This window comes from Amycolatopsis sp. NPDC021455, assembly GCF_040640995.1.
In the GTDB taxonomy this organism is placed as follows: domain Bacteria; phylum Actinomycetota; class Actinomycetes; order Mycobacteriales; family Pseudonocardiaceae; genus Amycolatopsis.
The window spans coordinates 1-26,164 of record NZ_JBFACT010000028.1; the positions used below are offsets into that span (position 1 = coordinate 1).

Sequence of the window (26,164 nt, forward strand, 5' to 3'; positions counted from 1 at the left end):
TCGTGGGGGGTGGGGGGGGGCCCCCCCCCCCAACGCCACATTGGGTGCGTTGGACGCAACCAACGCCACATTGGGGCGCATGAGCGCTGGGTCAGCTCGCCTGACCGGGCATGGCGATCGCCGCCGGCTTCTCGCCCGCTTCGGACCGCCACGGCGTGCCGCGCCGCGACGCCGCGACCAGCGCGTGCAGGGCCGTCGTGCGCAGGCCCGCGTCGTCGGTGTGGTTGATCACCGCCAGCCACGCCGACGCGCAGTCGGCCTCGGCCGTCGCGACGACCTGGGCCGCCGACGCCGCGTCCGTCACCGGCTTCTTCGGCACGTACGCCGGTTCCGGCGCCACCGGGGTCGCCCCGGACGCCGACAGCAGCGTCTGCAGGAAGTCACGGCGCAGCGCGTGCTCCGCGGCGCCGCTCTTCTCGGCGTCGCCGAAGTCGCCCGGCAGGAACGCGCCGACCAGCCCGTACACCCAGACCGCGGCGTGCTCGGCGGCCAGCGCCACCTGCAGCGGGTCCACCGCCTCCTGAGGCACGGCGCCGGACGGTGCGGCTCCCACCTTCGGGGCGTCTTCGCCGGGCCCGAGCGCCGGGGCGACGCGCTGGAGCGACGCGCAGCCCGCGGCGACCGCCGCGACGAGGCCGGCGCGGTAGCGCGGCAGCCCGGCGACGAGGTCTTCGGCCTGCTTGCGGGCGGCCGCCAGCCGCTCCTTCAGGTCGCTGAGCGCCGCGGGCGCCGGCGGTGCCGGGGACGGCGACGGCGCGGGGCGGTTCAGGCGGTCCACTTCGGACTTCAGCGCGGCCGCGTGCGCCGCGCGCGCGTCGGCGACTTGGCCCGCGGCGTCGGCGTCCTTGCCCGCGGCCAGCGCCCGTGCGGCGGTGGCGTCGGCTTCGGCGGCGGCCAGCAGGGGCCGAAGCGGGTCGGGGCTTTCGTCGTAGCCGGGCCCGCACGCGGCGAGCGGGACGGCCAGCGTGGTCAGGGAGGCCAGCGCCCCCGCGCGGAGGGCGGCACGACGGGTCAGCTCGGTCGGTCTTCCGGTCACGCCGCCCCATCCTGCCAGGCCCCGGGGCGCCCCCGCCGCTCGCGCGGGGTGACCGGGCGACCGGATAAGCTGGTCCACCACCGACCCGACCGAGACAGGAGAGCCCCACGTGCCAGGAGAACTCGCCAGCCGGCTTCAGCCGATAGTGGCCGAAGCCGTCACCGCCGCGGGTTTCGACCTCGATTCGTTCGAGGTGCAGCAGGCCGGCCGGCGGCAGCTGGTCAAGGTCGTCGTCGACTCCGACGACGGGGTCGGGCTGGACGAGGTCGCCGAGATCAGCCGCAAGGTCTCGGCGGTGCTCGACGAGAACGAGCACGTGCTCGCGAGCGCCTACACGCTGGAGGTCACCTCGCCGGGGCTCGACCGCCCGCTCACCCAGCCGCGCCACTGGCGGCGCGCGCGGTTCCGCCTGGTGAAGGTCACCCCGGCCGACGGCGCGCCCTTCATCGGCCGGGTCGGCCACGCGGGCGAGGACGCCGCCCGCGTCCTCGAAGGCGGCAAGATCCGCGACGTCCGCTACGCCGACGTGGCGAAGGCGGTCGTGGAGATCGAGTTCAAGCAGCCCGCCGCCGAGGATCTGAAACTGCTGGAAGACGACGCGTCCGGCATGATCGGCGCCGGTCAGGCCGAGACGGAGAAGGGGTCGAAGTGAACGTCGACATCGCCGCGCTGCGGGCGATCGAACGGGACAAGGACATCCCCTTCGAAACGGTGATCGAGGCCATCGAGACGGCCTTGCTCACCGCCTACAAGCACACCGAGGGCCACCAGCCGCACGCCCGCATCGACATCGACCGCAAGACGGGGCTGGTGCGCGTGCTGGCGCACACGCTGACCCACGACGGCCAGGTGGACGAGGAGTGGGACGACACCCCGGAGGGGTTCGGCCGGATCGCCGCCACCACCGCGCGCCAGGTCATCCTGCAGCGCCTGCGCGACGCCGAGCACGAGAAGACCTTCGGCGAGTTCTCCACCAAGGAGGGCGAGATCGTCGCCGGCGTCATCCAGCGCGACGCCCGCGCCAACGCGCGCGGCATGGTCGTGGTCCAGGTGGGTGACACCGAGGGCGTGCTGCCGTCCGCCGAACAGGTGGCGGGGGAGTCCTACGAGCACGGCAGCCGGATCAAGGCGTACGTCGTCACGGTCTCGCGCGGCAACCGCGGCCCGCAGATCACGCTTTCGCGCTCGCACCCGAACCTCGTGCGCAAGCTGTTCGCGCTGGAGGTCCCGGAGATCGCCGACGGGACGGTCGAGATCGCCGCCGTCGCGCGCGAGCCCGGGCACCGCACGAAGATCGCGGTCAAGTCGACCGTGCCGGGCGTCAACGCCAAGGGCGCGTGCATCGGCCCGGTCGGCGCGCGCGTGCGCAACGTGATGAGCGAGCTGGCCGGCGAGAAGATCGACATCATCGACTACTCCGAGGACCCGGCCCGCTTCGTCGGGAATGCGCTGTCGCCGGCGAAGGTTGTTTCGGTACGAGTCGTGGACGAGCGGGCGAAGACCGCCCGCGTCGTGGTGCCGGACTTCCAGCTGTCGCTGGCGATCGGCAAGGAGGGGCAGAACGCCCGCCTCGCCGCCCGCCTGACCGGCTGGCGGATCGACATCCGCAGCGACGCCGCGCCTGCGGACGACGAGGGTGATCAAGACCACGCCCGTCCGCCGCGGCCCGCCGCGACAACCGGTTCGGCTGAGTGAAGGTCGAAGCGCTAGACTCAGGAGTGGTTCAACGCCCGCGGCGGGTAGCCGAGCACCAGCCCCACCGGAATTCGCCGGTGCGGACTTGTGTCGGCTGCAAGCGGCGGGCATTGATCGGTGAGCTGCTGCGCGTGGTCGCGGTGGCCGGGCGGGTGGTCGTCGACGAACGTCGGCGGCTGCCGGGCCGGGGGGCTTGGCTGCACCCCGACCCGGACTGCCTGGCCAAGGCCGAACGGCGGCGAGCCTTCCCGAGGGCCTTGCGGGCTCCCGGGGCGCTCGACGCCCGCGAGGTCCGCGAGCACGTCGAGCGCACCACTACGCACCACGAACCCGGGACGTCCCCGGGTTCGCGAGGAAGCAAGGAAGCAGGTCGACCCGTCATGAGTCAGCCGTGAAGCTGAAGCCATGAGCGTCAGACAATAAGGACGAGGTCAGCGGGTTTTTCCGCCTGGCCTCCCCTAGATGAGGAGAGTTGTGCCAGGCAAGGCCCGCGTACACGAGCTCGCGAAGGAGCTCGGCATCACCAGCAAGGACGTGCTCGCCAAGTTGAAGGAACAGGGCGAATTCGTCAAATCCGCGTCGTCCACGGTCGAGGCGCCCGTCGCCCGCCGTCTTCGTGACGCGTATGCCCCCAAGGGCGCCAAGAAGCCCACCCCCGGCCCGTCGGCGCGCCCCGGACCCCCGGCCGCGAAGCCGGGCGCCCCGGCGCCCAAGCCCGCCGCGCCGGCCCCGCAGCAGCAGGCCCCCGCGGCGAAGGCCGCCCCGGCGGCCCCGCCCCAGCAGTCCCAGCAGCAGGCACCGGCCTCGAAGCCGGCCGCCCCGGGCGTCCGTCCCGGTCCGCGGCCCGGCCCGCGCCCGGCCGCGCCCGCGCCCCAGGAGCAGGTCCCGGCCGCGAAGTCCGAGGCCCCGGCCGCTCCGAAGCAGGACACCCCGGCCGCGCCGCCCACGGGCGGCACCGGTTCGGTCGTCCCGCCGAAGCCGCAGGGCCCCAAGCCCGGCGGTCCCAAGCCCGGCCCGCGCACCCCGCGCGTCGGCAACAACCCGTTCGGCGTCGGTTCCGGCGCCCCGGCCCCGCGGCCGCAGGCTCCGCGTCCCGGCGGCGGCCAGGGCGGCGACAACCGCCCGCCGCGTCCCGGCGGCGGCAACCAGGGCGCCGGTGACCGTCCGGCCCCGCGGCCGGGTGGCGGCGCCGGTGGCAACCGGCCGAGCCCGGGCAACATGCCCCCGCGGCCGAACCCCGGCATGATGCCGGGCCGCACGCAGCGTCCCGCCGGTCCCGGTGGCGGCGCCCGCGGTGGTCCCGGTGGCGGTGCCCGTGGCGGCCCCGGTGGCGGCGGTCGTCCCGGTGGCGGCGGCGGTTTCCGCGGCGGTCCCGGTGGCGGTGGCGGCGGCGGTGGCTTCCGCGGCGGCCCCGGTGGCGGCGGCGGTGGCGGCGGCTTCCGCCCGGGTGGCGGCGGTCCCGGTGGGGGCGGCGCCCCGGCCGGTGGCGGCGGCTTCCGCGGTGGCGGCGGCGGTCGTGGCGGCCCCGGTGGCCGTGGCGGTACCGCGGGTGCCTTCGGGCGTCCCGGTGGTCCCTCGCGCAAGGGCCGCAAGTCGAAGCGGCAGAAGCGCCAGGAGTACATGGACAACATGCAGGCGCCCAGCGTCGGCGGCGTCCGCCTGCCCAAGGGCCAGGGCGAGACGATCCGGCTGCCGCGCGGTGCCTCGCTGACCGACTTCGCCGAGAAGATCGACGCCAACCCGGCTTCGCTGGTGCAGGTGCTCTTCCACCTCGGCGAGATGGTCACCGCGACGCAGTCGGTGTCGGACGACATCCTCGAGCTGCTCGGCGGCGAAATGAACTACAACGTTCAGGTCGTCAGCCCCGAGGAGGAGGACCGCGAGCTGCTGGAGACCTTCGACATCACGTATGGCGAAGACTCCGGCGAGGAAGAGGACCTGCAGGTCCGGCCGCCCGTCGTGACCATCATGGGTCACGTCGACCACGGTAAGACCCGCCTGCTCGACACGATCCGGAAGACGAAGGTCCGCGAGAGCGAGGCCGGCGGCATCACGCAGCACATCGGTGCGTACCAGATCGAGACCGAGCTCGAGGGCAACCCGCGCCTGATCACCTTCATCGACACCCCGGGTCACGAGGCGTTCACCGCCATGCGTGCCCGTGGTGCGAACTCGACCGACATCGCGGTGATCGTGGTGGCGGCCGACGACGGCGTGATGCCGCAGACGGTCGAGGCGATCAACCACGCGCAGGCCGCCAAGGCCCCGATCGTGGTCGCGATCAACAAGATCGACAAGGAAGGCGCGAACCCGGACAAGATCCGGCAGCAGCTGACCGAGTACGGCCTGGTCGCCGAGGAGTACGGCGGCGACACGATGTTCGTCGAGATCTCCGCGCGGCAGAACATCAACATCGACGGCCTGCTCGAGGCGATCCTGCTGACCGCGGACGCCGCTCTGGACCTCCGGGCCAACCCGGACATGGAGGCCCAGGGTGTCGCGATCGAGGCGCACCTCGACCGCGGCCGCGGCCCGGTGGCCACCGTCCTGGTCCAGCGCGGCACGCTGCGCATCGGTGACTCGGTCGTGGCGGGCGACGCCTACGGCCGCGTCCGCCGGATGGTCGACGAGCACAACGTCGACGTCACCGAGGCGCTGCCGTCGCGTCCCGTCCAGGTCATCGGCTTCACGTCGGTGCCCGGCGCGGGCGACACCTTCCTGGTGGTCGACGAGGACCGCGTCGCCCGGCAGATCGCCGAGCGCCGCTCCGCTCGCACGCGCAACGCGCTCAACGCGTCGCGCCGCAAGCGGGTCAGCCTCGAGGACCTCGACTCCGCCTTGAAGGAGACGAACAGCCTCAACCTGATCATCAAGGGTGACAACTCGGGTACGGTCGAGGCCCTCGAAGCCTCGCTGCTCCAGCTGGACGTCGGCGACGAGGTCGAGCTGAACGTGGTCCACCGCGGTGTCGGTGGCGTGACCGAGTCGGACATCGACCTGGCGACCGCGTCCGACGCGATCGTCCTCGGGTTCAACGTCCGCGCCCAGGGCAAGGCGACCGAGCGGGCCACCCGCGAGGGCGTCGACGTCCGGTACTACACGGTCATCTACCAGGCGATCGACGAGATCGAGCAGGCCCTCAAGGGCATGCTCAAGCCGGAGTACGAAGAGGTCGAGCTGGGCCGCGCCGAGGTCCGCGAGGTCTTCAAGTCCTCCAAGATCGGCACGATCGCGGGTTGCCTGGTCATGTCCGGCGAGATCCGGCGCAACGCCCGGGCCCGTCTGCTCCGCGACGGCACCGTCGTGGCGGAGAACCTGCCGATCAGCTCGCTGCGGCGGTTCAAGGACGACGTGGTCGAGGTCCGCGAGGGCTACGAGTGCGGTCTGACGCTCGGTTCGTACGGCGACATCAAGGTCGACGACATCATCGAGACGTACGAGCAGCGCGAAAAGCCTCGCGCGTAAGGATGTTCGACACCGGGTGCGCGTTCTCGCGCGCACCCGGTGTCTCCCTACTACACCACGCTGTGCCCCTTGGGGGTCGAACCCCCAAACCCCCGCCAGGGGGCAAGCCCCCTGGACCCCCGGGTGGTCCCTACTACACCAAAACTCACTTGCCTATGTTCGTCGGAGCTCTCGAGCTCGACATCCTGCTCGGCGACGTCCATTCGCTGAAGCAGAAGCGATCCGTGGTCCGTCCGGTGCTGGCCGAGGTGCGCAAGCGCTTCGCCGTGTCGGTGGCCGAAGCCGGGCACACCGACCTGCACCGCCGGACCCTCATCGGGGTGGCCGTGGTCGCCGAGGGTGGCGAGCACGTCCGTGACGTGCTCGACTCGTGTGAGCGGTACGTGGCGAGCAGACCGGAGTTCGAACTGCTTTCCGCGCGCCGCCGGCTGCTCGGTCCGGACGATTAGCACTTCCTAGGAGAACGACATGGCCGATCCTGCTCGGGCTCGCAAGCTCGCCAAGCGGATCTCGCAGATCGTCGCGTCGGCGATCGAGCACGAGGTCAAGGACCCGCGGCTGAACTACGTGACCATCACGGACACGAAGGTCACCGGCGACCTGCACGACGCGACGGTGTACTACACGGTGCTCGGCGAGAAGCTGGACTCCGTCCCGGACTTCGCCGGCGCCGCGGCCGCGCTCGAGTCGGCGCGCGGGGTGCTGCGCACGAAGGTCGGGCAGGGCACCGGGGTCCGCTACACGCCGACGCTGACGTTCGTCGCGGACACGATCCCCGAGGAGTCGAAGCGGATCGAAGACCTGCTCGCGAAGGCCCGCGAGGCCGACGCGGAGGTCGCGCGGCGCGCCACGGGTGCTCAGCACGCGGGCGACGCCGACCCGTACAAGGCGCCTCGCGAAGCGTCCGAAGAAGACGAGTTCGCGGAGGAGGAGAGCCGGGGCTGACCCGTGCTCTCCCGCCGCGGCCTGCTCGCCGGCAGCGCCCTCGCGCTGCTGGCGGGCTGCTCGTCTCCACCGTCCGGACCCCCACCCGGCCCGCCCGCGGTACCGGAGCCGGCCCGCCCGTCGGCGTTGCGGGATCCGGTGACGGTCCAGCGCATGCACTCGGCGGCCCGCGGCACCGACGTCGACCTGGTGCTCATCACGCCCGAAGGCGTCCCGGCCGCAGGTCTGCCGGTGTGCCTGGCCCTGCACGGCCGTGGTGCCCAGGCGCGCACGTTCCTGTCCCTGGGCGTCCCTGAGCTTTTGACGGCGGCGATCCGCGCCGGAACACCGCCGTTCGCGATCGCGGCGCTCGACGGCGACCACTACTGGGTGAACGTCGGTTCCGGCGACGACCCGCAGCGCATGCTCACCGACGAAGTCCCGGGCTGGCTGGCGGGACGCGACCTGCGCCCGCCGTCGGCGGTGTTCGGCATTTCGATGGGCGGCTTCGGCGCGCTCCGGTTCGCCCGCGCCCACCCGGACCTGAAGGCGGTGGCCACGGCGAGCGCGGCGCTGTTCGTCAGCTGGCCGGACGCCCGCAGCCGCAAGGTGTTCGCGGACGAAGCCGGCTGGCGGGCCGAGGAACCCCTGCTGCACACGGCCGATCTGCACCCCGGCGGCTTGGGCGTGTGGTGCGGCGAGTCGGACCCGTTCCTGGGCGCGGACCGCAAGCTGGTGCGGGCGGTTTCGCCGGAGGTCTCCCGGTTCTCGCCGGGCAAGCACGACGACGCGTACTGGCGCGGGATCCTGCCGGACGTCCTGAAGTTCGTCGGGCCACGCCTGTCGTGACCGGCCCGCGGGCGTCAGGCCACCATCGCGAAGGCGCCGTAGTACTCGCCGTCCAGCACCCGGGTGCCGCTCCGGTCGGGACTGACCTCGGCGCCCACCCAGCCCTGGAACGCCCCCGCGTCGTCGATCACCTGGAGCAGCGGGCGCACGTGGCTGTTCGCCAGGTAGCAGCCGTCGTAGGACAGGCATTCGCACCAGAACTCGTAGCTGTTGCGCCGCCCGCCCAGGTCGCCGGTCAGGTAGTAGAACCGCCGGTCACCGCTGTCGGCGAGCTTCTGCACGCAGGCGTCGTACCCCGCGGTACCCGGTTTCCCGCAGCAGGACGCCGCGTCGCAGCCCGCGTTGTACTGCACGTACCCGAGACACGAACCGTCCGTGCAGGCGTTCCAGCTGGGGCTCACCGTGAAGCTGCCCGCGGTGCCCCGGGCCACGGTGGTGATCTTGTCGTTGTTCCAGCTGTGCGCCTCGTACACGTACGACCGCTGGGTGGCGCGAATCGTGCTCATCGGCGCCTTGCTGGTCTGGGCCAGTGAGGCGTTGCTGCCGTACGCGTAACCACCGGTGATCGAGTACGTGTCGGTCACCAGCTCCATCCGGCCGAGGCCGGGGTGCAGCTCGGAGACCGCCCAGGTCTCGCCGAGGTTCACCGCGGTCGTCGAGCCGTTGATGGTGCTGCTGGTCCAGGTGATCGTCACCCGGCCGGACGTGGCGTTGTAGGCGTAGGTGCCGGTGAAGTGGCCGTTCGGGTCGCCGGTGAAGCCCGGCGCGGTCTTGATCGGGCAGTTGTTGCGCGGGTTGGTGCCCGGCTGGAACTGGCCGCAGTAGTAGACGTCCCCGCTGCTGACCGGGACCGGGAAGTCGCGCTGGCTCCAGGTCCAGAAGTTGTGCTGGACGGCGTTGCTCGACGGGTCGAACACGAGATAGCCGAGCCGCAGGTAGTTGCTGCCGGGGGCCTCGGTGAAGCCGGCGACGCTGACCACCCAGTTCTGCTTGCCCAGCGGCGTCGGCGCGGCCTGCGCGGCGGACGCGCCGAGCAGCAGCGCCGAGGCGAGCACGGACAGGACGACAGCCGCGAACGCGGCGAACCGGCGCATAACCCCCAGTGGCATGGGGCGAGCGTAACCCGTGATCGTTTGTGTCCGCTAGCTCGAAGCGAAGAGAACCGCCTGCGGCGTCGGGGCTTCCGGGTTCAGCAGCCATTCCGCGTCCACGGTGAACCCGGCCTCCCGCACCCGCCGGGCCAGCCACCACGGCTGCCGGAGGTGGATGTGGACCCGCATCGGGTGCCCGCCGTAGCCCTCGGTCTTCAGCCGGGTCCCCGCGCCGACGTGGTAACCGATCATCAGCAGGCCGCCCGGTCGCAGGATCCGGCGGAAGTGCTTCAGCGTCACCGGCACCGAGTCGTCCGGGATGTGGATCAGCGACCAGGACGCCAGCACGCCCGCGACCGACGCGTCGGGCAGCGCGAGGTCCGTCATCGACCCCACCTCGAACCGCAGCCCCGGGTGCGACCGGCGGGCGAGGTCGATCATCCCCGGCGACAGGTCGACGCCGGATGCGTCGACCCCCAGCGAAGCCAGGTACGCCGTGAAGTGGCCCGGGCCGCAGCCGACGTCCACCACCGGGCCGTCGACCTGCGTGGCGAACAGCGTCAGCGCCGCCTTGAGGTACGGCTCCTTCTCGAGCGCGCCCGAGACGAAATCCGCGTAGCTGTCCGCCACCGTGTCGTAGGACGTGGCGGTGTCCGCGAGCCAGGTCATGCCCGCGAGCGTATCCCGTCGAGCACCAGGGCGAGGCCGCGTCGCCAATCCCGCGCCGCGGACGCCCCGGCGAACACCACCGCCAGGTCCTCGCCGCGGAAGTCCGGCCGCAGCACCCCGGCCTCCTGGGCGCGCGCGATGATCCGCTCGATCCGGGAAGCGTTGGCGTGCTTGGCTTTCTCCAGCCCGGACGCCGGGTCGAACGCCCGCACGCACACCTGGGTGAACCCGCGGTCGGTCACCTGCATCCGGACCGACCGCTCGACGAACAGGACGAAACCCTCCCACGGGTCTTCGCAGGCGAGGGCTTGCTCGGTGACCGCTTGCGCTTCTTCGAGCACCGGCAGGAACGCCGCCTCGACCAGGTCCGCGCGCGTCGGGAACCGGTTGTAGAGGGTGCCGATCGCGACCTCGGCGCGCCGCGCGATCTCGTCGAGCGGGGCGTCGACGCCCTTGGCGCCGAACACTTCCCGCGCCGCCGCGACCAGTGCCTCCCGGTTGCGCCGGGCGTCCGCGCGCAGGGGACGTTGCTCGACGGTCACGCCCCGGAGTATAGCCGCGGACCGTACGCCCGGGCGGCCCGTCCGGTTGCCTCCCTGATCGGAACCTCACAGTGCTCACCGAGCGGGTCCGCCGGGAGCACAATGGTTCCCAGCGGGGGTGAACCCGCACCGAGACGGCCACCGAGGGGAGGTCGGCACCTGTGCACTCCGACCTTTCCCCGTCCGGCCGCACCGGAGTACTCCTGGTCGGCACCCGCGGGCAGCGGGGCCCCGGGGAGGTGCTGATCAGGATCAGGGGCGGCCTGGAAACCTTCCTTGCCTGGTCCGACACGGAGCTGCCGAAGGGCACGACCGTCCTGGTCGTGGAAACCCGGGGACGGCGCACGGTCGACGTCGTGGCGTGGGACGCCTCGGATCCTGCTTCCTAGCTTGCAGAAGGACAGTCGATGTTCGGTTATCGCGTGCCGGCTCCCAACGAGGCGATGCTGATCTCCGGGGGCAAGAACAGCAAGGGCGCGTCGCCGTTCCGGGTCGTCACGGGCCACGGCGCGTTCGTCATGCCCGTCTTCCGGAAAGTCCGGTTCCTCACGCTCGCCATGTGCGAGGCGGAAGTGACCGAAGTGTGCGTGACGAAGCAGGCCATCGCCCTCACCGTCCGGGCGGTGATCGCCTTCAAGGTCGGCAACGACACCGAGAGCATCGTCAACGCCGGCCAGCGGTTCCTCTCCGACCAGGACCAGATGTCCGTGCTGACCGGCCGCATCTTCGCCGGCCACCTGCGGTCCATCATCGGGTCGATGACCGTCGAGGAGATCATCACCGAGCGGCAGAAGCTGGCGACCGAGGTCCTCGACGGCTCGGCGGTCGAGATGGCGAAGATCGGGCTCACCGTCGACGCGCTGCAGATCCAGTCGATCGACGACATGAAGCTCGGCTACATCGCCGCGATGGCCGCGCCGCACAACGCCGCCATCCAGCGGGACGCGCAGATCGCCCAGGCGGTGGCGAACCAGACGGCGGCCGAGGCCGAGCAGAAGTCGCAGCGGACGCAGGCCGAGTACGCCCGGCAGACGTCGATCGTGCAGGCGCAGTACCGCGCCGAGGTCGAGGCGGCCCAGGCCGAAGCCGCTCAGGCCGGGCCGCTCGCGCAGGCGAAGGCGCAGCAGGAGGTCATCGACGCGCGTACCGAGCTGGCCCAGCGTGAAGCCGAGCTGCGGCAGCAGCAGCTGGTGGCCGAGGTGATCAAGCCCGCCGACGCGGAGGCCGAACGCATCCGCATCCTGGCCCAGGCCGAGGCGGAGAAGATGCGCATCCAGGCGGAGGCCGCCGCGTCGCACAACCGCGTCGCGCTCGACCGGATGCTCATCGACCAGCTGCCGCAGATCGTCAAGGAAGCCGGGCGCGGGCTGTCCGGGGCGAACGTCAACATCCTCAACGGTGCCGACGGTCTCGGCGAGATGGCCGCCGGGCTCGTCGGCCAGGGACTGTCCATCTTGGACTCGGTGAAGCGCGGCCTGAGCACGCCGCCGGCAACTGCTCCCGCGGTGGCTCCGGAAGCGAACGGGCAGGCCCCGGCGGAGCTCACCCAGTAGCTCAGGAAGCCGGTTTCGCCGCGACGACCAGGTCGCGCAGGATGGCCTGGTCGACGCGGTGGGCGAACTCTTCCCACGGCCCGCCTTCGCGGACGTCGAGCCCGGCCTTGCGCAGTACCTCGACGAGCTCTTCCCGCGGCAGCACGGTCGTGTTCCAGGAAATACCGAGCGCGCCGCCGGGCTTCAGCACCCGCGTCCACACGGGAACGGCCGCGGCGAGCAGGTCGCGCGGGCTCCGCTGCAGCCCGGCCTCGCGGTGGCTGCCGTGCTGCACGCCGTACGGCGCGTCGGTGACGATCACGTCGCAGGAGTTCGCCCGCAGCACTTCGTCGGTCGTGAGCGTGTCGGCGTTGAAGTAGGTGAGCTTGCGCGTGTCGCCCGCTTTGTACGCTTCCTTGTCCAGCGCGTACTCGATGTCGAGCCGCCGCCCGAGCCGGACCTTGTTGCGCCGCAGCTGCCCGGACTCGGCGGTGTGCTTGACGCGCTTGTTCCGCAGCCACGTCTTGATGAACGCCTCGTACGCCTCGAAGTCCTTCGCGTCGACGTCCAGGCCGGTCGCGTGCAGGCCGTACATCATCGCCTGGTTGAGCGTGGTGCCGCGGCCGCACAGCGGGTCGAGCAGGTACTTCGGCTTGTCCGAGAACGGGTCCGCGGTCGCCAGCAGCGTCACGTTCACCAGCAGCTTGGTGAACAGCTCGTTCGTCTTGCCCGCGTACTTCTGGATGGTCAGCAGGTCCGAGTCGGCCTTCGCCAGCGGCGTCACCCGGATGGGGCGCAGGACGCCGTCACCCAGCTCGAACAGCGCGTACAGCGACGAGACGTTCGACAGCAGCGCGAGGTCGCGCTCGCCGAGCGGTGCCGAACTGGTGAAGCGCACGTAACCGACGCCGCCGAGCTCGACCTCCTCGATCGCGGACAGCTCGGCCGCCAGGCCCGCGCCGAACACCGCCAGCTCGGCGCGCAGCAGCGCGGGGGAGGAGGCGGCGTAGACCCGGTTGGCCGAGGGGTAGACCAGCATCGCGTACTCAGGCATCCCGCAGAGCGTAGCGTGACGCACCGTGACCCCTACTTTGGCGCAGGACATCCGGGACGCGGCCGCGCTGCTCGCGTCGGCCACCGACGTGACGGTGCTCGGGCACGTCCGGCCGGACGCGGACGCGCTGGGCAGCGCGCTCGCCCTCGGCCGGGCGCTGCTGCAGCGCGGCGCGAAGGTGCGTGTCTCCTTCGGCGAGCCCGACGAGGCGCCGGAGACGCTGCGGTGGCTCGACGAGGACGGCCTGCTCACCCACCCGGACGACCTGCCGGACACCGAAGCGCTGCTGGTCTGCGTCGACACGCCGGTGCCGCAGCGGCTCGGCCGGCTCGCCGGGCGCGTCGGGGCCGCCGGCGCGGTGCTGGTGATCGACCACCACGCGACCAACACGTTCTACGGCACCTGCCATGTGGTCGACGAGAGCGCCGAGGCCAGCGCGATCCTCGTGGGCCGGGTTCTCGAGGAGCTGGGCGCCGAACTGGACGAGCCGATCGCGCGCGGGCTCTACGCGGGGATCGTCACCGACACCAGCGGGTTCCGCCGGGCGAGTCCCGAGACGCACCGGATGGCGGCGCGGCTGCTGGAAGCGGGCGTCGACGCCGAAGCGGTGGTGCGGCGGATCGTCGACGAGCGGCCGTTCGCTTGGCTGCCGATGCTGTCGTCGGTGCTTCGCGAGGCCCGGCTGGAGCCGGATGCGGCCCGGGGCCGGGGTTTCGTGCACGCGGTGGTCGGTGCGGAGGCGGCGCGGACGGTCCGCGGCGAAGAGGTCGAGTCGGTCATCGACGTCGTCCGCTCGGTACGCGAGGCGGCCGTCGCGGCGGTGCTCAAACAGGACCTGGCGCACTTGGGACAGTGGCAGATTTCGTTGCGCTCCACGGGAATCGACGTCTCGGCGGTGGCGGCCGAGTTCGGCGGCGGCGGGCACCGGCAGGCCGCGGGCTGCACGATCGCGGGCACCGCGGACGAGGTCCTCGCCGGGTTGCGCGAGGCGCTGGAGCGGGCGCCGCTGCTGTGACCACCGGAACTGTCGGGGGTGGCGGCTAGAGTCCGGTTCGTGGTGAACGTGGAGGAGACCGAGCGGGTTCCGGCGAAACGCGTGCTGGGCCTGGCCGTGCCCGCGCTGGGGGTGCTGGCCGCCGAGCCGCTGTACGTGCTGGTCGACACCGCCGTCGTCGGTCACCTCGACGCGTTGTCGCTGGCCGGGCTCGCGCTCGGCGGGGTCGTGCTGGCGCAGGTGTCGAGTCAGCTGACGTTCCTGTCGTACGGCACGACGTCCCGCACCGCCCGGCTGCACGGCGCCGGCCGCCGGGCCGACGCCGTCCGCGAGGGCGTGCAGGCGACGTGGCTGGCGCTGCTGGTCGGGCTCGTCGTGCTGGCCGCCGGGCAGCTGCTGGCCTGGCCGATCGCGCGGGCGCTCTCGGGCAGTGACGAGATCGCTTCCGCCGCCGTGTCCTGGCTGCGGATCGCGCTGTTCGGGGCACCGCTGATCCTGGTCACCATGGCCGGCAACGGCTGGATGCGCGGGGTGCAGGACGCCGCGAAGCCGTTGCGGTACGTGCTGGCGGGCAACGGGATCTCGGCCGTGCTGTGCCCGGTGCTCGTCTACTGGGCCGGGCTGGGACTGGAGGGCTCGGCGATCGCGAACGTCGTCGCGCAGGTGATCTCGGCGTCGCTGTTCTTCGCCGCGCTGGTGCGCGAAAAGGTGGGGCTGCGGCCGGACTTCAAGGTGATGCGCGCCCAGCTCGGCCTCGGCCGGGATCTGGTGCTGCGCAGCCTGGCGTTCCAGGCGTGCTTCGTCTCGGCGGCGGCCGTCGCGGCCCGGACGTCGACCGAGGCAGTGGGGGCGCACCAGGTGGTGCTGCAGCTGTGGACGTTCCTCGCGCTGGTGCTGGACTCGGTGGCGATCGCCGCGCAGTCGCTGGTCGGGGCCGCGCTGGGGGCGAACTCGGCCCGGCAGGCGCGCGGGGTCGCGGCGCAGATCACCGGGTACGGGCTGCTGCTGGGCTGCTTCCTGTGCGTGCTGTTCGCGGCGTTGTCGTGGGTGCTGCCGCACGCGTTCACGTCCGACCCGGGCGTGCTGGCGGAGATCCCGCACGCGTGGTGGTTCTTCGTGGCGCTCCAGCCGATCGCCGGGGTGGTCTTCGCCCTGGACGGCGTCCTGCTGGGCGCGGGCGACGCGGCCTTCCTCCGCAACGCGACCCTCGGCAGCGCGGCCCTCGGCTTCCTCCCGCTGATCTGGGCGTCCCTGGGCTTCGGCTGGGGCCTCACGGGCATCTGGACCGGCCTCTCCCTCTTCATGCTCCTCCGCCTCGCGGCGGTCCTGGCCCGCTGGCGCTCGGGCAACTGGGCGGTAACCGGCGCCATCCGCCCTGCCTGACCCCCCAGGTCCGTGTGATGCCGGTGACCTGTGGTGAAAGCCACCCGGGTCACGGGTATGTTTCGACGTTGCTTAGGCGATACAAGTAGTGGGGACGGCAGTGCCGGCGTCCGCACGTACCGCACGCCGAAACCCTGGAGGAACCTGTGCCGCGCGCCACCGCCCGGTCCTGGCTGATCTGGCTCGCCGCCGTCACCGTCTACCTCCTCGCCGTCTTCCACCGCACCTCCTTCGGCGTCGCCGGGCTGCAGGCGGCCGAGCGCTTCGGCGTCGGCGCGGCCGCGCTCGGCACCTTCACCGTGCTGCAGGTCGGCGTCTACGCCGCGATGCAGATCCCCACCGGAGTCCTCGTCGACCGCTACGGCCCCCGCCGCGTCCTCACCGCCGCGGTGCTGGTGCTCGGCGCCGGCCAGCTCCTGCTCGGCGTCGCCCACTCCTACGGCCTCGCCCTGTTCGCCCGCGGGGTCCTCGGCCTCGGCGACGCGCTCACGTTCGTCAGCGTGCTGCGGCTGGTCGCGGCCCACTTCCCGGGCGGCCAGTACGCGCTGCTGATGTCGTTCACCTCGGCCGTCGGCTATATCGGCAACCTCGTCGCGACCGTCCCGCTGGCCCTCGTCCTCGACGACGCCGGCTGGACGCCCACCTTCCTCACCGTCGGCGCCGTCACGGTCCTCTACACCCTGGTCGTGACGCTCTGGGTCCGCGACGTCCCGGCGGGAGCGCGACCACCCGTCCGCGAAGCCGTTCCGGCCCGCGAGCTCGCGCACCAGGTCGCCGAAGCGTGGCGGACGCCGGGGACGCGCCTGGGCTTCTGGGTGCACTTCAGCACGATGTTCGCGCCCGGCGCGCTGACGCTGCTGTGGGGCGTGCCCTGGCTGGTCCAGGGGCAGGGCCAGTCGAAGGCCACCGCCAGCGCGCTGCTGACGGTGTTCGTCTTCGGGTCGATGGCCGGCGGGCCGCTGCTGGGCGGCCTGATCGGACGCCGCCCGTCGCTGCGGATGCCGCTGGTCGGCGGGTACATCGGCGGCGCCGCGCTGGTCTGGGCGGTGCTGCTGGGCTGGCCGGGACAAGTCCCGGTGGCGGTGCTGGTGCCCGCGTTTGCCTTCCTGTCCCTCGGTGGCCCGGTGTCGATGATCGGCTTCGCCCTGGCCCGTGACTACAACCCGCTCAGCCGCGTGGGCACGGCGACCGGCGTGGTCAACGTCGGCGGGTTCGTGGCGACGACGATCGCCGCGCTCGCCGTCGGCGTCCTCCTGCAGGCGACCGGCGGGAACTTCCGGCTCGCGCTGCTGGCGATCGTCGCGGTGCTGGCGTTCGGCACGTCCCGGATGCTCGTGTGGTGGCGCCGGACGCGCGCCCACCTGTTCCTGGCCGAGGCCCGCGGCGAGGAGCTGCCGGTCCGCATCACCCGCCGCCGCTGGGACGCCGCCCTCCCGGAGGCACCGATCGTCGCGGCCTGACCCGGTCGATAGGGTTCCCGCGTGTCGAGCCCCAAACCGCCCCGCCGCCCCGCCCCGCCGCCCGGCCTGCTCATCGTCGACAAGCCCGCCGGGATGACGTCGCACGACGTCGTCGCCCGTGCCCGCCGCATCATGGGCACCCGCAAGGTCGGGCACGCCGGCACGCTCGACCCGATGGCGACCGGCGTCCTGGTGCTCGGCATCGAGCGCGCCACCAAGCTGCTCGGCCACCTGGCGCTGGACCGCAAGACCTACCTGGCCACCCTGAGCCTCGGCAGCAGCACCACGACCGACGACGCCGAAGGCGAAGTCCTGACGCAGGCCGGGACCGCGCACGTAAAAGACGAAGACATCGCGAACGGCGTCCGGAAGCTGACCGGCGACATCCAGCAGGTGCCGAGCGCGGTCAGCGCGGTCAAGATCGACGGCAAGCGCGCCTACGCCCGCGTCCGCGCCGGCGAGGATGTCGTCATCCCGGCCCGCCCGGTCACCGTCTACCGCTTCGACGTCCTCGCCGTCCGCCACGAGGACGACCACGTCGAGGTCGACGCGGTCGTCGAGTGCTCGTCCGGCACCTACGTCCGCGCGCTGGCCCGCGACCTCGGCGCGGACCTCGGCGTCGGCGGCCACCTGAAGGCGCTGCGGCGCACCACCGTCGGGCCGTTCACCCTGGCGAAGGCGAAAACCCTCGACCAGCTCGAAGAACAGCCCGAACTGAGCCTCGACCTCGACGCCGCCGTCGCCGCCGCCTTCCCGCGCCGCGACCTCGACGCCGCGACGGCGAAAGCGGTCCGCCACGGCCAGCGCATCCCGGCGGCCGGCGTCGAGGGCACCTACGGGCTCTTCGGTCCCGACGGCCGGGTGCTCGCCCTGGCCGCCGACGAACAAGGCGTGTCCCGGGCAGTGGTCGTGTTGCTGCCCGCCTAGGGTGGCGGGTGAGAGAGACGGGAGTGTGACGTGCTGCGGTGGCGTGGGCTGGGGGACCTTCCCGGCAGCTGGGGCCGGTGCGTGGTCACCATCGGCGTGTTCGACGGGGTGCACCGGGGGCACCAGGAGCTGATCAGCCGGACCGTGGCCGCGGCGGCCGAGCGGGGGCTGCCGAGCGTCATGCTGACCTTCGACCCGCACCCGTCGGAGGTGCTGCGCCCGGGCAGCCACCCGGCGCAGCTGACCACGTTGCGGCGCAAGGCCGAGATCGTCGAAGGCCTCGGCATCGACGTCTTCTGCGTGCTGCCGTTCACCCTGGAGCTGTCCCGGCTGCTGCCGGAGGAGTTCGTGCACGAGGTCCTGGTCGACCGGCTGCACGCGGCCGCGGTGATCGTCGGCGACAACTTCACCTTCGGGGCCAAGGCCGCCGGCGACGTCGCGCTCCTGCGCACCCTCGGCCGCCGCTTCGGTTTCGCCGCGTACGGCGCCGAACTGCAGGGCAAGGAACTGTCCGAAGAGGACCAGTCGGCGATCACCTTCTCCAGCACGTACGTCCGGTCGTGCATCGACGCCGGTGACGTCGTGGCCGCCGCCGAGGCGCTGGGCCGCCCGCACCGGCTGGAGGGCATCGTCGTCCGCGGGGTCGGCCGCGGCCACGACCTGGGCTACCCGACGGCGAACCTGTCGACGCCGCGGTTCGCCGCCGTCCCGGCCGACGGCGTGTACAGCGCGTGGTTCACCCGCTCGGCTGATCCCGGACGCCGGCTGCGCGCCGCGGTCTCGGTGGGCACGAACCCGACGTTCTCCGGGCGCGAGCGGACCGTCGAGGCGTTCGTCCTCGACGTCGACGAGGATTTCTACGGCCAGCACGTGGCGATCGACTTCGTGACCCGGCTGCGCGACCAGGTGCGGTTCGCCGATTCGGCCGGGCTGGTCGCCCAGATCGACGAGGACGTCGTGGCGACGCGCAAGGCGCTCCCCGAAGGGGGCGAAGAGGGGAATTCGCGGTCACGCTCGTGACAGCGGTGGCAAAATGCGCACGGACGGTGTGCCTGAGCGGTTAAGGGGAGCGGGGAGCTGGTGGAGGACCACAAGATCGTCCAGCGCAACATCGCGTTGCAGCGCGAGTGGTACGGAGAACCGCTCGGCGACCGGGTGCGCCGGCTCGTCGTCGCGTTCGACGTTTCCCAGGCGTTCCTGGCCGAGGTCCTCGGGATCAGCGCCCCCATGCTCAGCCAGGTGATGAGCGGGCGGCGGGCGAAGATCGGCAACCCGGTCGTGCTGGCCAGGATGATCATGCTCGAGCGCAAGATCCTCGTGCCCGAGGTCGCCGCGGGCAACCGCGAGGCGATGCTGGCCGCGATGGAGGACGTCCGCGACTCCCGGCCCACCGTCGGCCGCGACAACATCCCGGTGGTCAACGAGGACCAGAAGGTGCTCGCCTACCTGCGCGACCTGGCCGAGGACGAGGACCTGGGCGAGGCCGCCAAGCGGCTCGACGAGGACTTCCCGGCCATCGCCGACCTGCTCCGGCGCGCCGGCAACGGCTCCTGATGCCGGTCCTGTTCAGCGCGCTGCTCCCACCGGACGACGTCGTCGAGGCCCTCGCCGACGCGCTCGGCGACCCCGGCGACGGCCTCCGCTGGGAGCCGCCGGAGCGCTGGCACGTCACGCTCGGCTACTACGGGCCGGACGACGTCGAAACCCGCGCCGCCTGGCTGGGCGAGCGGCTGGCCGGACGCCCGGCGGTCGACGTCCGGCTGGAAAAGGCCGCGACGTTCCCCGGGGTGCTGTGGTTGACTGTCGCCGGAACGGAGCTGACGCCGCTCGCGCACGCCGCGGGTGCCGACGCCGAAGCCAGGCCGTACACGGCCCACCTGACGCTCGCGCGGTTCCCCCGGGAAGAACCGGGCCTCGCCGCGCGTTGGACGGAACGTCTCTCGAGCTTCGCGAGCCGGAGCTGGCAGGCCACCGAGGTGGCGCTGATGACCAGCGAGCGCGAGCCGGGCGGGCACCGCTACCGGGTCGCCCGCTCGTTCGAGCTGGACCGCGCCTGAAGACCCAGTTCAGCGGGCTGGTAACCTCGACGATCGGGTCCGGCTGCAGTCCGTGGCGGCCGTGACCGTCTTCCCGGCGTGAATCCGCGTCCGGGGCCGCACGGCACTGGATATTTCGAGGAGCAACACAAGTGGCGCTGTCCACCGAAGAGAAGAAGTCGATCCTGGCCGAGTACGGCGTGCACGACTCGGACACCGGATCCCCCGAGGCCCAGGTCGCGCTGCTGACCAAGCGCATCGTCGGCCTCACCGAGCACCTCAAGGAACACAAGCACGACCACCACTCGCGTCGCGGGCTCCTGCTGCTGGTCGGCCGTCGCCGCCGGCTGCTGAACTACGTGATGAAGGTGGACATCGAGCGTTACCGTGCGCTGATCCAGCGCCTCGGCCTGCGCCGATAGCTTCAACCGAGGGGGAGTGACCGTCCGGTCGCTCCCCCTCGGCTCAAAAGAGAGAAGAACGGCGCGAGCGCGCACGAGGGTCCGTCCGCCGGTCCTCGGTAGTGGTTCCCGGGCAAACGGCCCGGAAACTTCGATCGAAGACCGGCCTCACTCCTCGAGCGTCCTCAGGCGAAACGGGTCCCAGGGTGGGAGACTCGCGCCAGTAGAAGGAACCAAAGAGGAGAACTGTCTATGACCGACTCCACCGGAGTCACCGTGCACGAGACCGAAGCCGTCATCGACAACGGCCGGTTCGGCACCCGCACCGTCCGCTTCGAGACGGGCCGCCTGGCCAAGCAGGCCGCCGGCGCCGTCGTCGCGTACCTCGACGAAGAGACCATGCTGCTCTCGGCGACGACCGCGTCGAAGCACCCGAAGGAGCACTTCGACTTCTTCCCGCTGACCGTGGACGTCGAGGAGCGCATGTACGCCGCGGGCCGCATCCCCGGCGCGTTCTTCCGCCGCGAGGGCCGCCCGTCGACCGACGCGATCCTGACCTGCCGCCTGATCGACCGGCCGCTGCGCCCGTCGTTCGCCGACGGTCTCCGCAACGAGATCCAGGTCGTCATCACCGTCCAGAGCCTCAACCCGGACGACCCGTACGACGTCCTGGCGATCAACGCCGCGTCGGCCTCCACCCAGATCGCCGGCCTGCCGTTCTCGGGCCCGGTCGGCGGCGTCCGCGTCGCCCTGATCGAGGGCCAGTGGGTCGCGTTCCCGACCTGGACGCAGCTGGAGAAGGCGACCTTCAACATGGTCGTCGCGGGCCGCATCGTCGGTGACGACGTCGCGATCATGATGGTCGAGGCCGAGGGCACCGAGCACACGCTCGACCTGATCGCCGCCGGCGGCAAGGCGCCGGACGAGGTCGCCGTCGCCGAGGGCCTCGAGGCCGCCAAGCCGTTCATCAAGGTCCTCTGCGAGGCGCAGCAGCGCCTGGCCGACGCCGCCGCGAAGCCGACCGGCGAGTTCCCGCTGTACCCGGCCTACGAGCAGGACGTCTACGAGGCCGTCGCGGCGATCGCCACCGACGACCTCGCCCGCGCGCTGCAGATCGCCGGCAAGCAGGACCGCGACGCCGCGACCGACGAGGTCAAGGCCGCCGTCCTGGAGAAGGTCGGCCTCGGCGAGGGCGAAGCCTTCGAGGGCCGCGACAAGGAGATCGGCGGGGCGTTCAAGGCCCTGACGAAGAAGATCATGCGCCAGCGCGTCCTCACGGAGAAGATCCGCATGGACGGCCGCGGCCTCACCGACATCCGGTCGCTCGCGGCCGAGGTCGCCGTGATCCCGCGGGCGCACGGCTCGGCGCTGTTCGAGCGCGGCGAAACCCAGATCCTGGGCGTCACCACGCTGAACATGCTGCGCATGGAGCAGCAGATCGACTCCCTCTCCCCGGAGACGACGAAGCGCTACCTGCACCACTACAACTTCCCGCCCTTCTCCACCGGTGAGACCGGCCGCGTCGGTTCGCCGAAGCGCCGCGAGATCGGCCACGGCATGCTCGCCGAGCGCGCCCTGGTGCCGGTGCTGCCGAAGCGCGACGAGTTCCCGTACGCGATCCGCCAGGTCTCCGAGGCGCTGGGCTCCAACGGCTCGACGTCGATGGGCTCGGTCTGCGCGTCCACGATGAGCCTGTACAACGCCGGTGTGCCGCTGAAGGCGCCGGTCGCGGGCATCGCGATGGGCCTGGTCTCCGACGAGGTCGACGGCGAGACCCGGTACGTGGCGCTGACCGACATCCTCGGCGCCGAGGACGCCCTCGGCGACATGGACTTCAAGGTCGCCGGCACCAAGGACATCATCACCGCGCTGCAGCTCGACACGAAGCTCGACGGCATCCCGTCGGAGGTGCTCGCGGCCGCGCTGAAGCAGGCGAAGGACGCCCGCACCACCATCCTCGAGGTCATCGCCGAGGCGATCGACAGCCCGGACGAGATGAGCCCGTTCGCGCCGCGCGTCACCTCCGTGAAGATCCCGGTCGACAAGATCGGCGAGGTCATCGGCCCGAAGGGCAAGATGATCAACTCGATCACCGAGGAGACCGGCGCCGACATCTCCATCGAGGACGACGGCACGATCTACGTGGGCGCGGCCGACGGCCCGTCGGCGGAGGCGGCGATCGACAAGATCAACGCCATCGCCAACCCGCAGCTGCCCAAGGTCGGCGAGCGCTTCCTCGGCACCGTGGTGAAGACGGCCGCGTTCGGCGCGTTCGTCTCGCTGCTGCCGGGCAAGGACGGCCTGGTGCACATCTCGAAGCTGGGCAACGGCAAGCGGATCGCCAAGGTCGAGGACGTGGTCAACGTGGGCGACAAGCTCCGCGTCGAGATCGCCGACATCGACAACCGCGGCAAGATCAGCCTGATCGTCGTCAAGGACGAGGACGCCGCCAAGCCCGCCGAGGGTGACGCCCCCAAGGCGGACGCCGACAAGGCCGAGGCCAAGTAACACAGCTCGTTTGGTCCGTGAAGGCCTCCTTACCGGCGTTTATGACCGGTAAGGAGGCCTTCACGGCATGTGAAGTAAGGATTCCATGGCACGGCAGGTTTCCGGGCACGAGCAGCCCGTCGGCACCACCCGCACGCTCGAGTCCACTCCGGACGGTGCGGTCGTCAAGCGCAGTGTCCTGCCCGGCGGCCTGCGCGTGATCACCGAGCACGTCCCCGCGTCGCGCTCGGCCACGGTCGGGCTGTGGGTCGCCATCGGCTCCCGCGACGAGCCGGCCGCGGTCGCCGGCGCCGCGCACTACCTCGAGCACCTGCTGTTCAAGGGCACGAAACACCGGGACGCCACGCAGATCGCCGAGGAGATCGACGCCGTCGGCGGCGAGTTCAACGCCTTCACGGCGAAGGAGCACACCTGCTACTACGCGCAGGTGCTCGACGCCGACCTCCCGCTCGCCATGGACCTGGTCACCGACGTCGTGTTCGACGCGCTGTGCACCGACCGCGACATGGACATGGAACGCAGCGTCGTCCTCGAAGAGATTTCGATGCGCGACGACGACCCCGAGGACCTGCTGCACGAGACGTTCGTGACGGCGATCCTCGGCGACCACCCGCTCGGCCGCCCGGTGCTCGGCACCGAGAAGTCGATCGTGGAGATGTCGCCCGCCGCCCTGCGGAACTTCTACAAGCGCCGCTACACGCTGCCGCGGATGGTTCTGTCCGTCGCCGGGAACATCGACCACAACCAGGTGCTGCGGCTGGTCCGCAAGGCGCTCGGCGAGCGCCTGACCGGCACCGCGACGCCGATCGCGCCGCGTGAGGGCCGCGCCCGGATCAAGACCGTGCCGAAGCTGGCCCTGCACACCGACGACACCGAGCAGGCGCACGTCATGCTGGGCCTGCGGTCGCTGTCGCGGCACGACGACCGCCGCTTCGCGCTGTCGGTGCTCAACGCGGCGCTCGGCGGCGGCATGTCGTCGCGACTGTTCCAGGAGATCCGCGAGCAGCGCGGGCTGGCCTACCAGGTGTACTCGTCGGTCGCGAGCTACGCCGACACCGGGCACATGGCCGTGTACGCGGGTTGCCAGCCGGAGAAGCTCGGCGACGTCGCCGGCGTCATCCGCGAGGTGCTGGACAAGGTCGGCGTCGACGGCCTGACCGACGCCGAGGTGGCCCGCGCCAAGGGCCAGCTGCGCGGCGGGCTCGTGCTGGGCCTGGAGGACACGTCGTCGCGGATGTCCCGGATCGGCAAGAACGAGCTCAACTACGGCCGTTACCTGGGCGTCGACGACACGATCGCGCGCATCGACGCGGTGACCACCGAGGACGTGTGTGCGCTCGCTCGCACTTTGTTCGCCCGGCCCGGTGGCGTCTCGGCGGCGGCGGTCGTGGGGCCGTACGCTCACGCCGACGACCTTCCCGAAGACCTGCACGAGGTGATCGCTTCATGACCATCAACGTCGGTGTGCTCGGCGCGCGCGGCCGGATGGGCGCGACGGTGGTGAACGCCGTCGAAGGCGCTTCCGACATGAAGCTCGTCGCGGCGCTGGACGCCGGCGACGACTTCGCGGCGCTCGCCGACGCCCAGGTCGTCGTCGACTTCACCCACCCCGACGCCGTCATGGGCAACCTGGAGTACCTGGTCGAGCACGACATCCACGCGGTCGTCGGCACCACCGGCTTCAGCGAAGAGCGTCTTTCGGATCTGCGCGCGCTGCTGGCGCCGAAACCGTCGCTCGGTGTGCTGATCGCGCCGAACTTCGCCCTCGGCGCGGTGCTGGCGATGCGCTTCGCGGCCCAGGCGGCGAAGTTCTACGCCTCGGCTGAGATCATCGAGCTGCATCACAACCGCAAGGCCGACGCGCCTTCGGGCACCGCCGCGCACACCGCGCGGATGATCGCCGCCGCGCGCGCCGAGGCCGGCGTGACGCCGGGCCCGGACGCGACGACGGCCGAGCTGGACGGCGCCCGCGGCGCGACGGTCGAGGAGGTCCGCGTGCACTCGGTCCGCCTGCCGGGCCTGGTTGCGCACGAGGAGATCCTGTTCGGCGGCGAGGGGGAGACCCTGACCATCCGCCACGACTCCCTCGACCGGACGTCGTTCATGCCGGGCGTGCTGCTCGGCGTGCGCGAGGTGCTGAAGCGCCCCGGCCTGACGGTCGGCCTGGAAAACGTCCTCGACCTGTGAGGGCCCGCAACGTCGCACTGCTGCTGACGGCCGCCCTGGTCGTCTACCTGTTCCTGCTCGCGGACCGGGCGTTCGCGCTGTTCAAGACAGGGACGGGCGTCGGCATCGCGCTGGGCGCCGGTGTGCTGCTGCTGCCGGTGCTGGGCATCTGGGTCGTCGTCATGACCTGGCGCAACGGCCTGCAGATCCAGCGCCTGTCCCGGCGCCTCGACGCCGAGGGCGCGCTCCCGGACGTCTCGGACCTGCCGCGCCGCCCCTCGGGCCGCGTCGACCGCGAGGCGGCCGACGCGTGGTTCGAGGAGCGCCGCGCGGAGGTCGAGGCCGACCAGGGCGACTGGCGGGCCTGGTACAAGCTCGCGTACGCCTACGACATCGCTGGTGACCGCCGCCGGGCGCGCGAGACGATGAAGAAGGCCGTCGAGCTGGAAGCCGCCGACCGTTCAGGTACCGAGTAGTTCCGGCGTGAAGACCTCCTCGATCCGCCACCGTCGCGACGACAGGCCCTGCTCGTGGTGGTACCGCAGGTACGTGTCGAGGGCGGTGCGGTTCGCGGAAATCCCGTAGGGCCACCAATCCTCGCCGAACTCGGCGAGGGTGTCGTCGACCAGCGCGTTCGTCCACGGCAGCATGGTCTGGACCTGGTAGAGCCGACGGCCCCGGCGGTAGCGCTCGGCCGCGGCGTCTTTCGCGGCTTCGAACATCGTGTACACGCGACGGGCCAGGCCGGGGTCGTCCCGCAGGAGGTCCCGCCGGACGACGATCGTGTGCATGATCGGGAAGATCCCGGTGCGGCGGTGGTAGTCCCGCTCGCGGGCGGCGAAGTCTGGGAACAGCCGGACGACGTTCGGGGAGCCGTCGAGCACGCACTGCGGGACGTTGGCGGAGAAGAGCGCGTCGATCTCGCCGCTGTCGAGCAGGTCGCTCAGCGTCTCCTTCCCGGCCGTGGTGACGTCGAGGCCGTCGGGACGCGGGTGCGGGATGAAAGCGAAGGGTTCCGCCGGGTGTTCGAGGCCGCCGATCACCCAGCGGTTCGTCTCGGGCCGGAACCCGTGCTCGTCCATCAGGATGCCCTTGGCCCAGACCCCCGAGTCCTGCCCGTAGGTGCCGAACTCGCCGATGGTCCGGCCGGTCAGGTCGCCCGGCCCGGTGATGCCCGAGCGGGCGTGGACGAAGACGCACGAGTGCCGGAAGACGCGGTTCGGGAAGATCGGCAGCGCCACCAACGGCGTGCCTTCCTCGAGGAGCCGCAGGGAGAACGTCAGGCCGAGCTCGGCGACGTCGAACTCGCCGCGGATCGCCCGCTCGAAGATCTCCGGCAGCGTGGCGGCGGTTTCGACAGAGGTGGTTTCGAACAGCTGACGGGTCGTGTCATAGGGGAAGCATCCGATCTTCATGGTTCCGATCGTCGGCC

The 26,164-nt window shown here is 71.7% G+C and carries 27 protein-coding genes; 21 read left to right on the forward strand and 6 right to left on the reverse strand.

The features are described from left to right. Window positions 1-91: 91 nt before the first annotated feature. Window positions 92-1,036, reverse strand: a complete 945-nt coding sequence (locus AB0G28_RS27240) for a ferritin-like domain-containing protein (RefSeq protein WP_361094741.1) — start codon at window positions 1,034-1,036, stop codon at window positions 92-94. Window positions 1,037-1,145: 109 nt separating this feature from the next. Here AB0G28_RS27240 and rimP point away from each other — a divergent pair, with 109 nt between their 5' ends. From rimP to AB0G28_RS27275, 7 genes are all read left to right on the forward strand, one after another. Then, window positions 1,146-1,688, forward strand: coding sequence for a ribosome maturation factor RimP (gene rimP, locus AB0G28_RS27245; protein WP_361094744.1), 543 nt, complete (start codon window positions 1,146-1,148; stop codon window positions 1,686-1,688). Next, window positions 1,685-2,731 (forward strand): transcription termination factor NusA, encoded by a 1,047-nt coding sequence (nusA, locus tag AB0G28_RS27250; protein ID WP_361094747.1) that lies wholly within the window; start codon window positions 1,685-1,687, stop codon window positions 2,729-2,731. The genes rimP and nusA overlap by 4 nt, the downstream gene beginning before the upstream one ends. Before the next feature lie 77 nt (window positions 2,732-2,808). Beyond that, the gene (locus AB0G28_RS27255) at window positions 2,809-3,126 is read left to right on the forward strand and encodes a YlxR family protein (RefSeq protein WP_361094750.1); all 318 of its coding nucleotides are present in this window, start codon (window positions 2,809-2,811) and stop codon (window positions 3,124-3,126) included. 79 nt (window positions 3,127-3,205) lie between these two features. Then, a complete protein-coding gene (gene infB / locus AB0G28_RS27260) occupies window positions 3,206-6,196 on the forward strand; it encodes a translation initiation factor IF-2 (protein ID WP_361095009.1) in 2,991 nt (996 codons plus the stop codon). A gap of 155 nt (window positions 6,197-6,351) precedes the next feature. Then, complete coding sequence (locus tag AB0G28_RS27265; RefSeq protein WP_003083991.1) at window positions 6,352-6,645, forward strand: DUF503 domain-containing protein; 294 nt, start codon at window positions 6,352-6,354, stop codon at window positions 6,643-6,645. A gap of 19 nt (window positions 6,646-6,664) precedes the next feature. Continuing rightward, window positions 6,665-7,141, forward strand: coding sequence for a 30S ribosome-binding factor RbfA (gene rbfA, locus AB0G28_RS27270; protein ID WP_361094754.1), 477 nt, complete (start codon window positions 6,665-6,667; stop codon window positions 7,139-7,141). Window positions 7,142-7,144: 3 nt separating this feature from the next. Beyond that, on the forward strand, window positions 7,145-7,969 hold the full coding sequence (locus AB0G28_RS27275; RefSeq protein ID WP_361094757.1) for an alpha/beta hydrolase-fold protein: 825 nt from the start codon (window positions 7,145-7,147) through the stop codon (window positions 7,967-7,969). A 14-nt stretch (window positions 7,970-7,983) separates the two neighbouring features. Here AB0G28_RS27275 and AB0G28_RS27280 read toward each other — a convergent pair whose 3' ends face one another. Genes AB0G28_RS27280 through AB0G28_RS27290 form a run of 3 tightly spaced genes read right to left on the reverse strand, consistent with a single transcriptional unit; the run spans window position 7,984 to window position 10,271 of the window. Next, window positions 7,984-9,078: a hypothetical protein gene (locus AB0G28_RS27280; protein WP_361094760.1), complete on the reverse strand. Its 1,095-nt coding sequence runs from the start codon at window positions 9,076-9,078 to the stop codon at window positions 7,984-7,986. 33 nt (window positions 9,079-9,111) lie between these two features. Beyond that, on the reverse strand, window positions 9,112-9,729 hold the full coding sequence (locus AB0G28_RS27285) for a class I SAM-dependent methyltransferase (RefSeq protein WP_361094763.1): 618 nt from the start codon (window positions 9,727-9,729) through the stop codon (window positions 9,112-9,114). Then, complete coding sequence (locus tag AB0G28_RS27290) at window positions 9,726-10,271, reverse strand: helix-turn-helix domain-containing protein (protein WP_361094766.1); 546 nt, start codon at window positions 10,269-10,271, stop codon at window positions 9,726-9,728. Before AB0G28_RS27290 ends, AB0G28_RS27285 begins: the two co-directional genes overlap by 4 nt. A gap of 161 nt (window positions 10,272-10,432) precedes the next feature. Between AB0G28_RS27290 and AB0G28_RS27295 the strand changes: the two genes are divergently transcribed. After that, window positions 10,433-10,660: a hypothetical protein gene (locus AB0G28_RS27295; RefSeq protein ID WP_003084005.1), complete on the forward strand. Its 228-nt coding sequence runs from the start codon at window positions 10,433-10,435 to the stop codon at window positions 10,658-10,660. A gap of 18 nt (window positions 10,661-10,678) precedes the next feature. Continuing rightward, on the forward strand, window positions 10,679-11,824 hold the full coding sequence (locus tag AB0G28_RS27300) for an SPFH domain-containing protein (protein WP_361094769.1): 1,146 nt from the start codon (window positions 10,679-10,681) through the stop codon (window positions 11,822-11,824). Window position 11,825: 1 nt separating this feature from the next. Here the strand turns inward: AB0G28_RS27300 and AB0G28_RS27305 are convergent, their stop codons facing one another. After that, the gene (locus tag AB0G28_RS27305) at window positions 11,826-12,857 is read right to left on the reverse strand and encodes an SAM-dependent methyltransferase (RefSeq protein WP_361094772.1); all 1,032 of its coding nucleotides are present in this window, start codon (window positions 12,855-12,857) and stop codon (window positions 11,826-11,828) included. Window positions 12,858-12,882: 25 nt separating this feature from the next. Between AB0G28_RS27305 and AB0G28_RS27310 the strand changes: the two genes are divergently transcribed. The 12 genes from AB0G28_RS27310 to AB0G28_RS27365 all read left to right on the forward strand — a co-directional run bounded on the left by AB0G28_RS27310 (window position 12,883) and on the right by AB0G28_RS27365 (window position 25,208). After that, on the forward strand, window positions 12,883-13,872 hold the full coding sequence (locus tag AB0G28_RS27310; protein ID WP_361094775.1) for a bifunctional oligoribonuclease/PAP phosphatase NrnA: 990 nt from the start codon (window positions 12,883-12,885) through the stop codon (window positions 13,870-13,872). A gap of 42 nt (window positions 13,873-13,914) precedes the next feature. Beyond that, entirely contained in the window at window positions 13,915-15,234 is a 1,320-nt protein-coding gene (locus AB0G28_RS27315; RefSeq protein WP_361095012.1) for an MATE family efflux transporter, read from the forward strand. A gap of 146 nt (window positions 15,235-15,380) precedes the next feature. Next, on the forward strand, window positions 15,381-16,694 hold the full coding sequence (locus tag AB0G28_RS27320; RefSeq protein WP_361094778.1) for an MFS transporter: 1,314 nt from the start codon (window positions 15,381-15,383) through the stop codon (window positions 16,692-16,694). A gap of 21 nt (window positions 16,695-16,715) precedes the next feature. Further along, entirely contained in the window at window positions 16,716-17,621 is a 906-nt protein-coding gene (truB, locus tag AB0G28_RS27325; protein WP_361094781.1) for a tRNA pseudouridine(55) synthase TruB, read from the forward strand. A 30-nt stretch (window positions 17,622-17,651) separates the two neighbouring features. Further along, window positions 17,652-18,641: a bifunctional riboflavin kinase/FAD synthetase gene (locus AB0G28_RS27330; protein ID WP_361094784.1), complete on the forward strand. Its 990-nt coding sequence runs from the start codon at window positions 17,652-17,654 to the stop codon at window positions 18,639-18,641. Between the two features lie 60 nt (window positions 18,642-18,701). Then, a complete protein-coding gene (locus AB0G28_RS27335; protein WP_361094787.1) occupies window positions 18,702-19,175 on the forward strand; it encodes a helix-turn-helix transcriptional regulator in 474 nt (157 codons plus the stop codon). Then, entirely contained in the window at window positions 19,175-19,678 is a 504-nt protein-coding gene (gene thpR, locus AB0G28_RS27340) for an RNA 2',3'-cyclic phosphodiesterase (RefSeq protein ID WP_361094790.1), read from the forward strand. Before AB0G28_RS27335 ends, thpR begins: the two co-directional genes overlap by 1 nt. A gap of 131 nt (window positions 19,679-19,809) precedes the next feature. Continuing rightward, entirely contained in the window at window positions 19,810-20,079 is a 270-nt protein-coding gene (rpsO, locus tag AB0G28_RS27345; protein ID WP_020646025.1) for a 30S ribosomal protein S15, read from the forward strand. A gap of 231 nt (window positions 20,080-20,310) precedes the next feature. After that, window positions 20,311-22,566 (forward strand): polyribonucleotide nucleotidyltransferase, encoded by a 2,256-nt coding sequence (locus AB0G28_RS27350; protein ID WP_361094793.1) that lies wholly within the window; start codon window positions 20,311-20,313, stop codon window positions 22,564-22,566. 85 nt (window positions 22,567-22,651) lie between these two features. Beyond that, entirely contained in the window at window positions 22,652-24,016 is a 1,365-nt protein-coding gene (locus tag AB0G28_RS27355) for a pitrilysin family protein (RefSeq protein ID WP_361094796.1), read from the forward strand. Continuing rightward, the gene (gene dapB / locus AB0G28_RS27360; RefSeq protein ID WP_361094799.1) at window positions 24,013-24,753 is read left to right on the forward strand and encodes a 4-hydroxy-tetrahydrodipicolinate reductase; all 741 of its coding nucleotides are present in this window, start codon (window positions 24,013-24,015) and stop codon (window positions 24,751-24,753) included. Before AB0G28_RS27355 ends, dapB begins: the two co-directional genes overlap by 4 nt. Continuing rightward, window positions 24,750-25,208, forward strand: coding sequence for a tetratricopeptide repeat protein (locus AB0G28_RS27365; RefSeq protein WP_361094802.1), 459 nt, complete (start codon window positions 24,750-24,752; stop codon window positions 25,206-25,208). Before dapB ends, AB0G28_RS27365 begins: the two co-directional genes overlap by 4 nt. On the opposite strand, the gene AB0G28_RS27370 is transcribed toward AB0G28_RS27365, so the two are convergent. Next, window positions 25,194-26,147, reverse strand: a complete 954-nt coding sequence (locus AB0G28_RS27370; protein ID WP_361094805.1) for a 4,5-dihydroxyphthalate decarboxylase — start codon at window positions 26,145-26,147, stop codon at window positions 25,194-25,196. The two genes, AB0G28_RS27365 and AB0G28_RS27370, sit on opposite strands and share 15 nt — an antisense overlap. Between the last annotated feature and the right edge of the window lie 17 nt (window positions 26,148-26,164).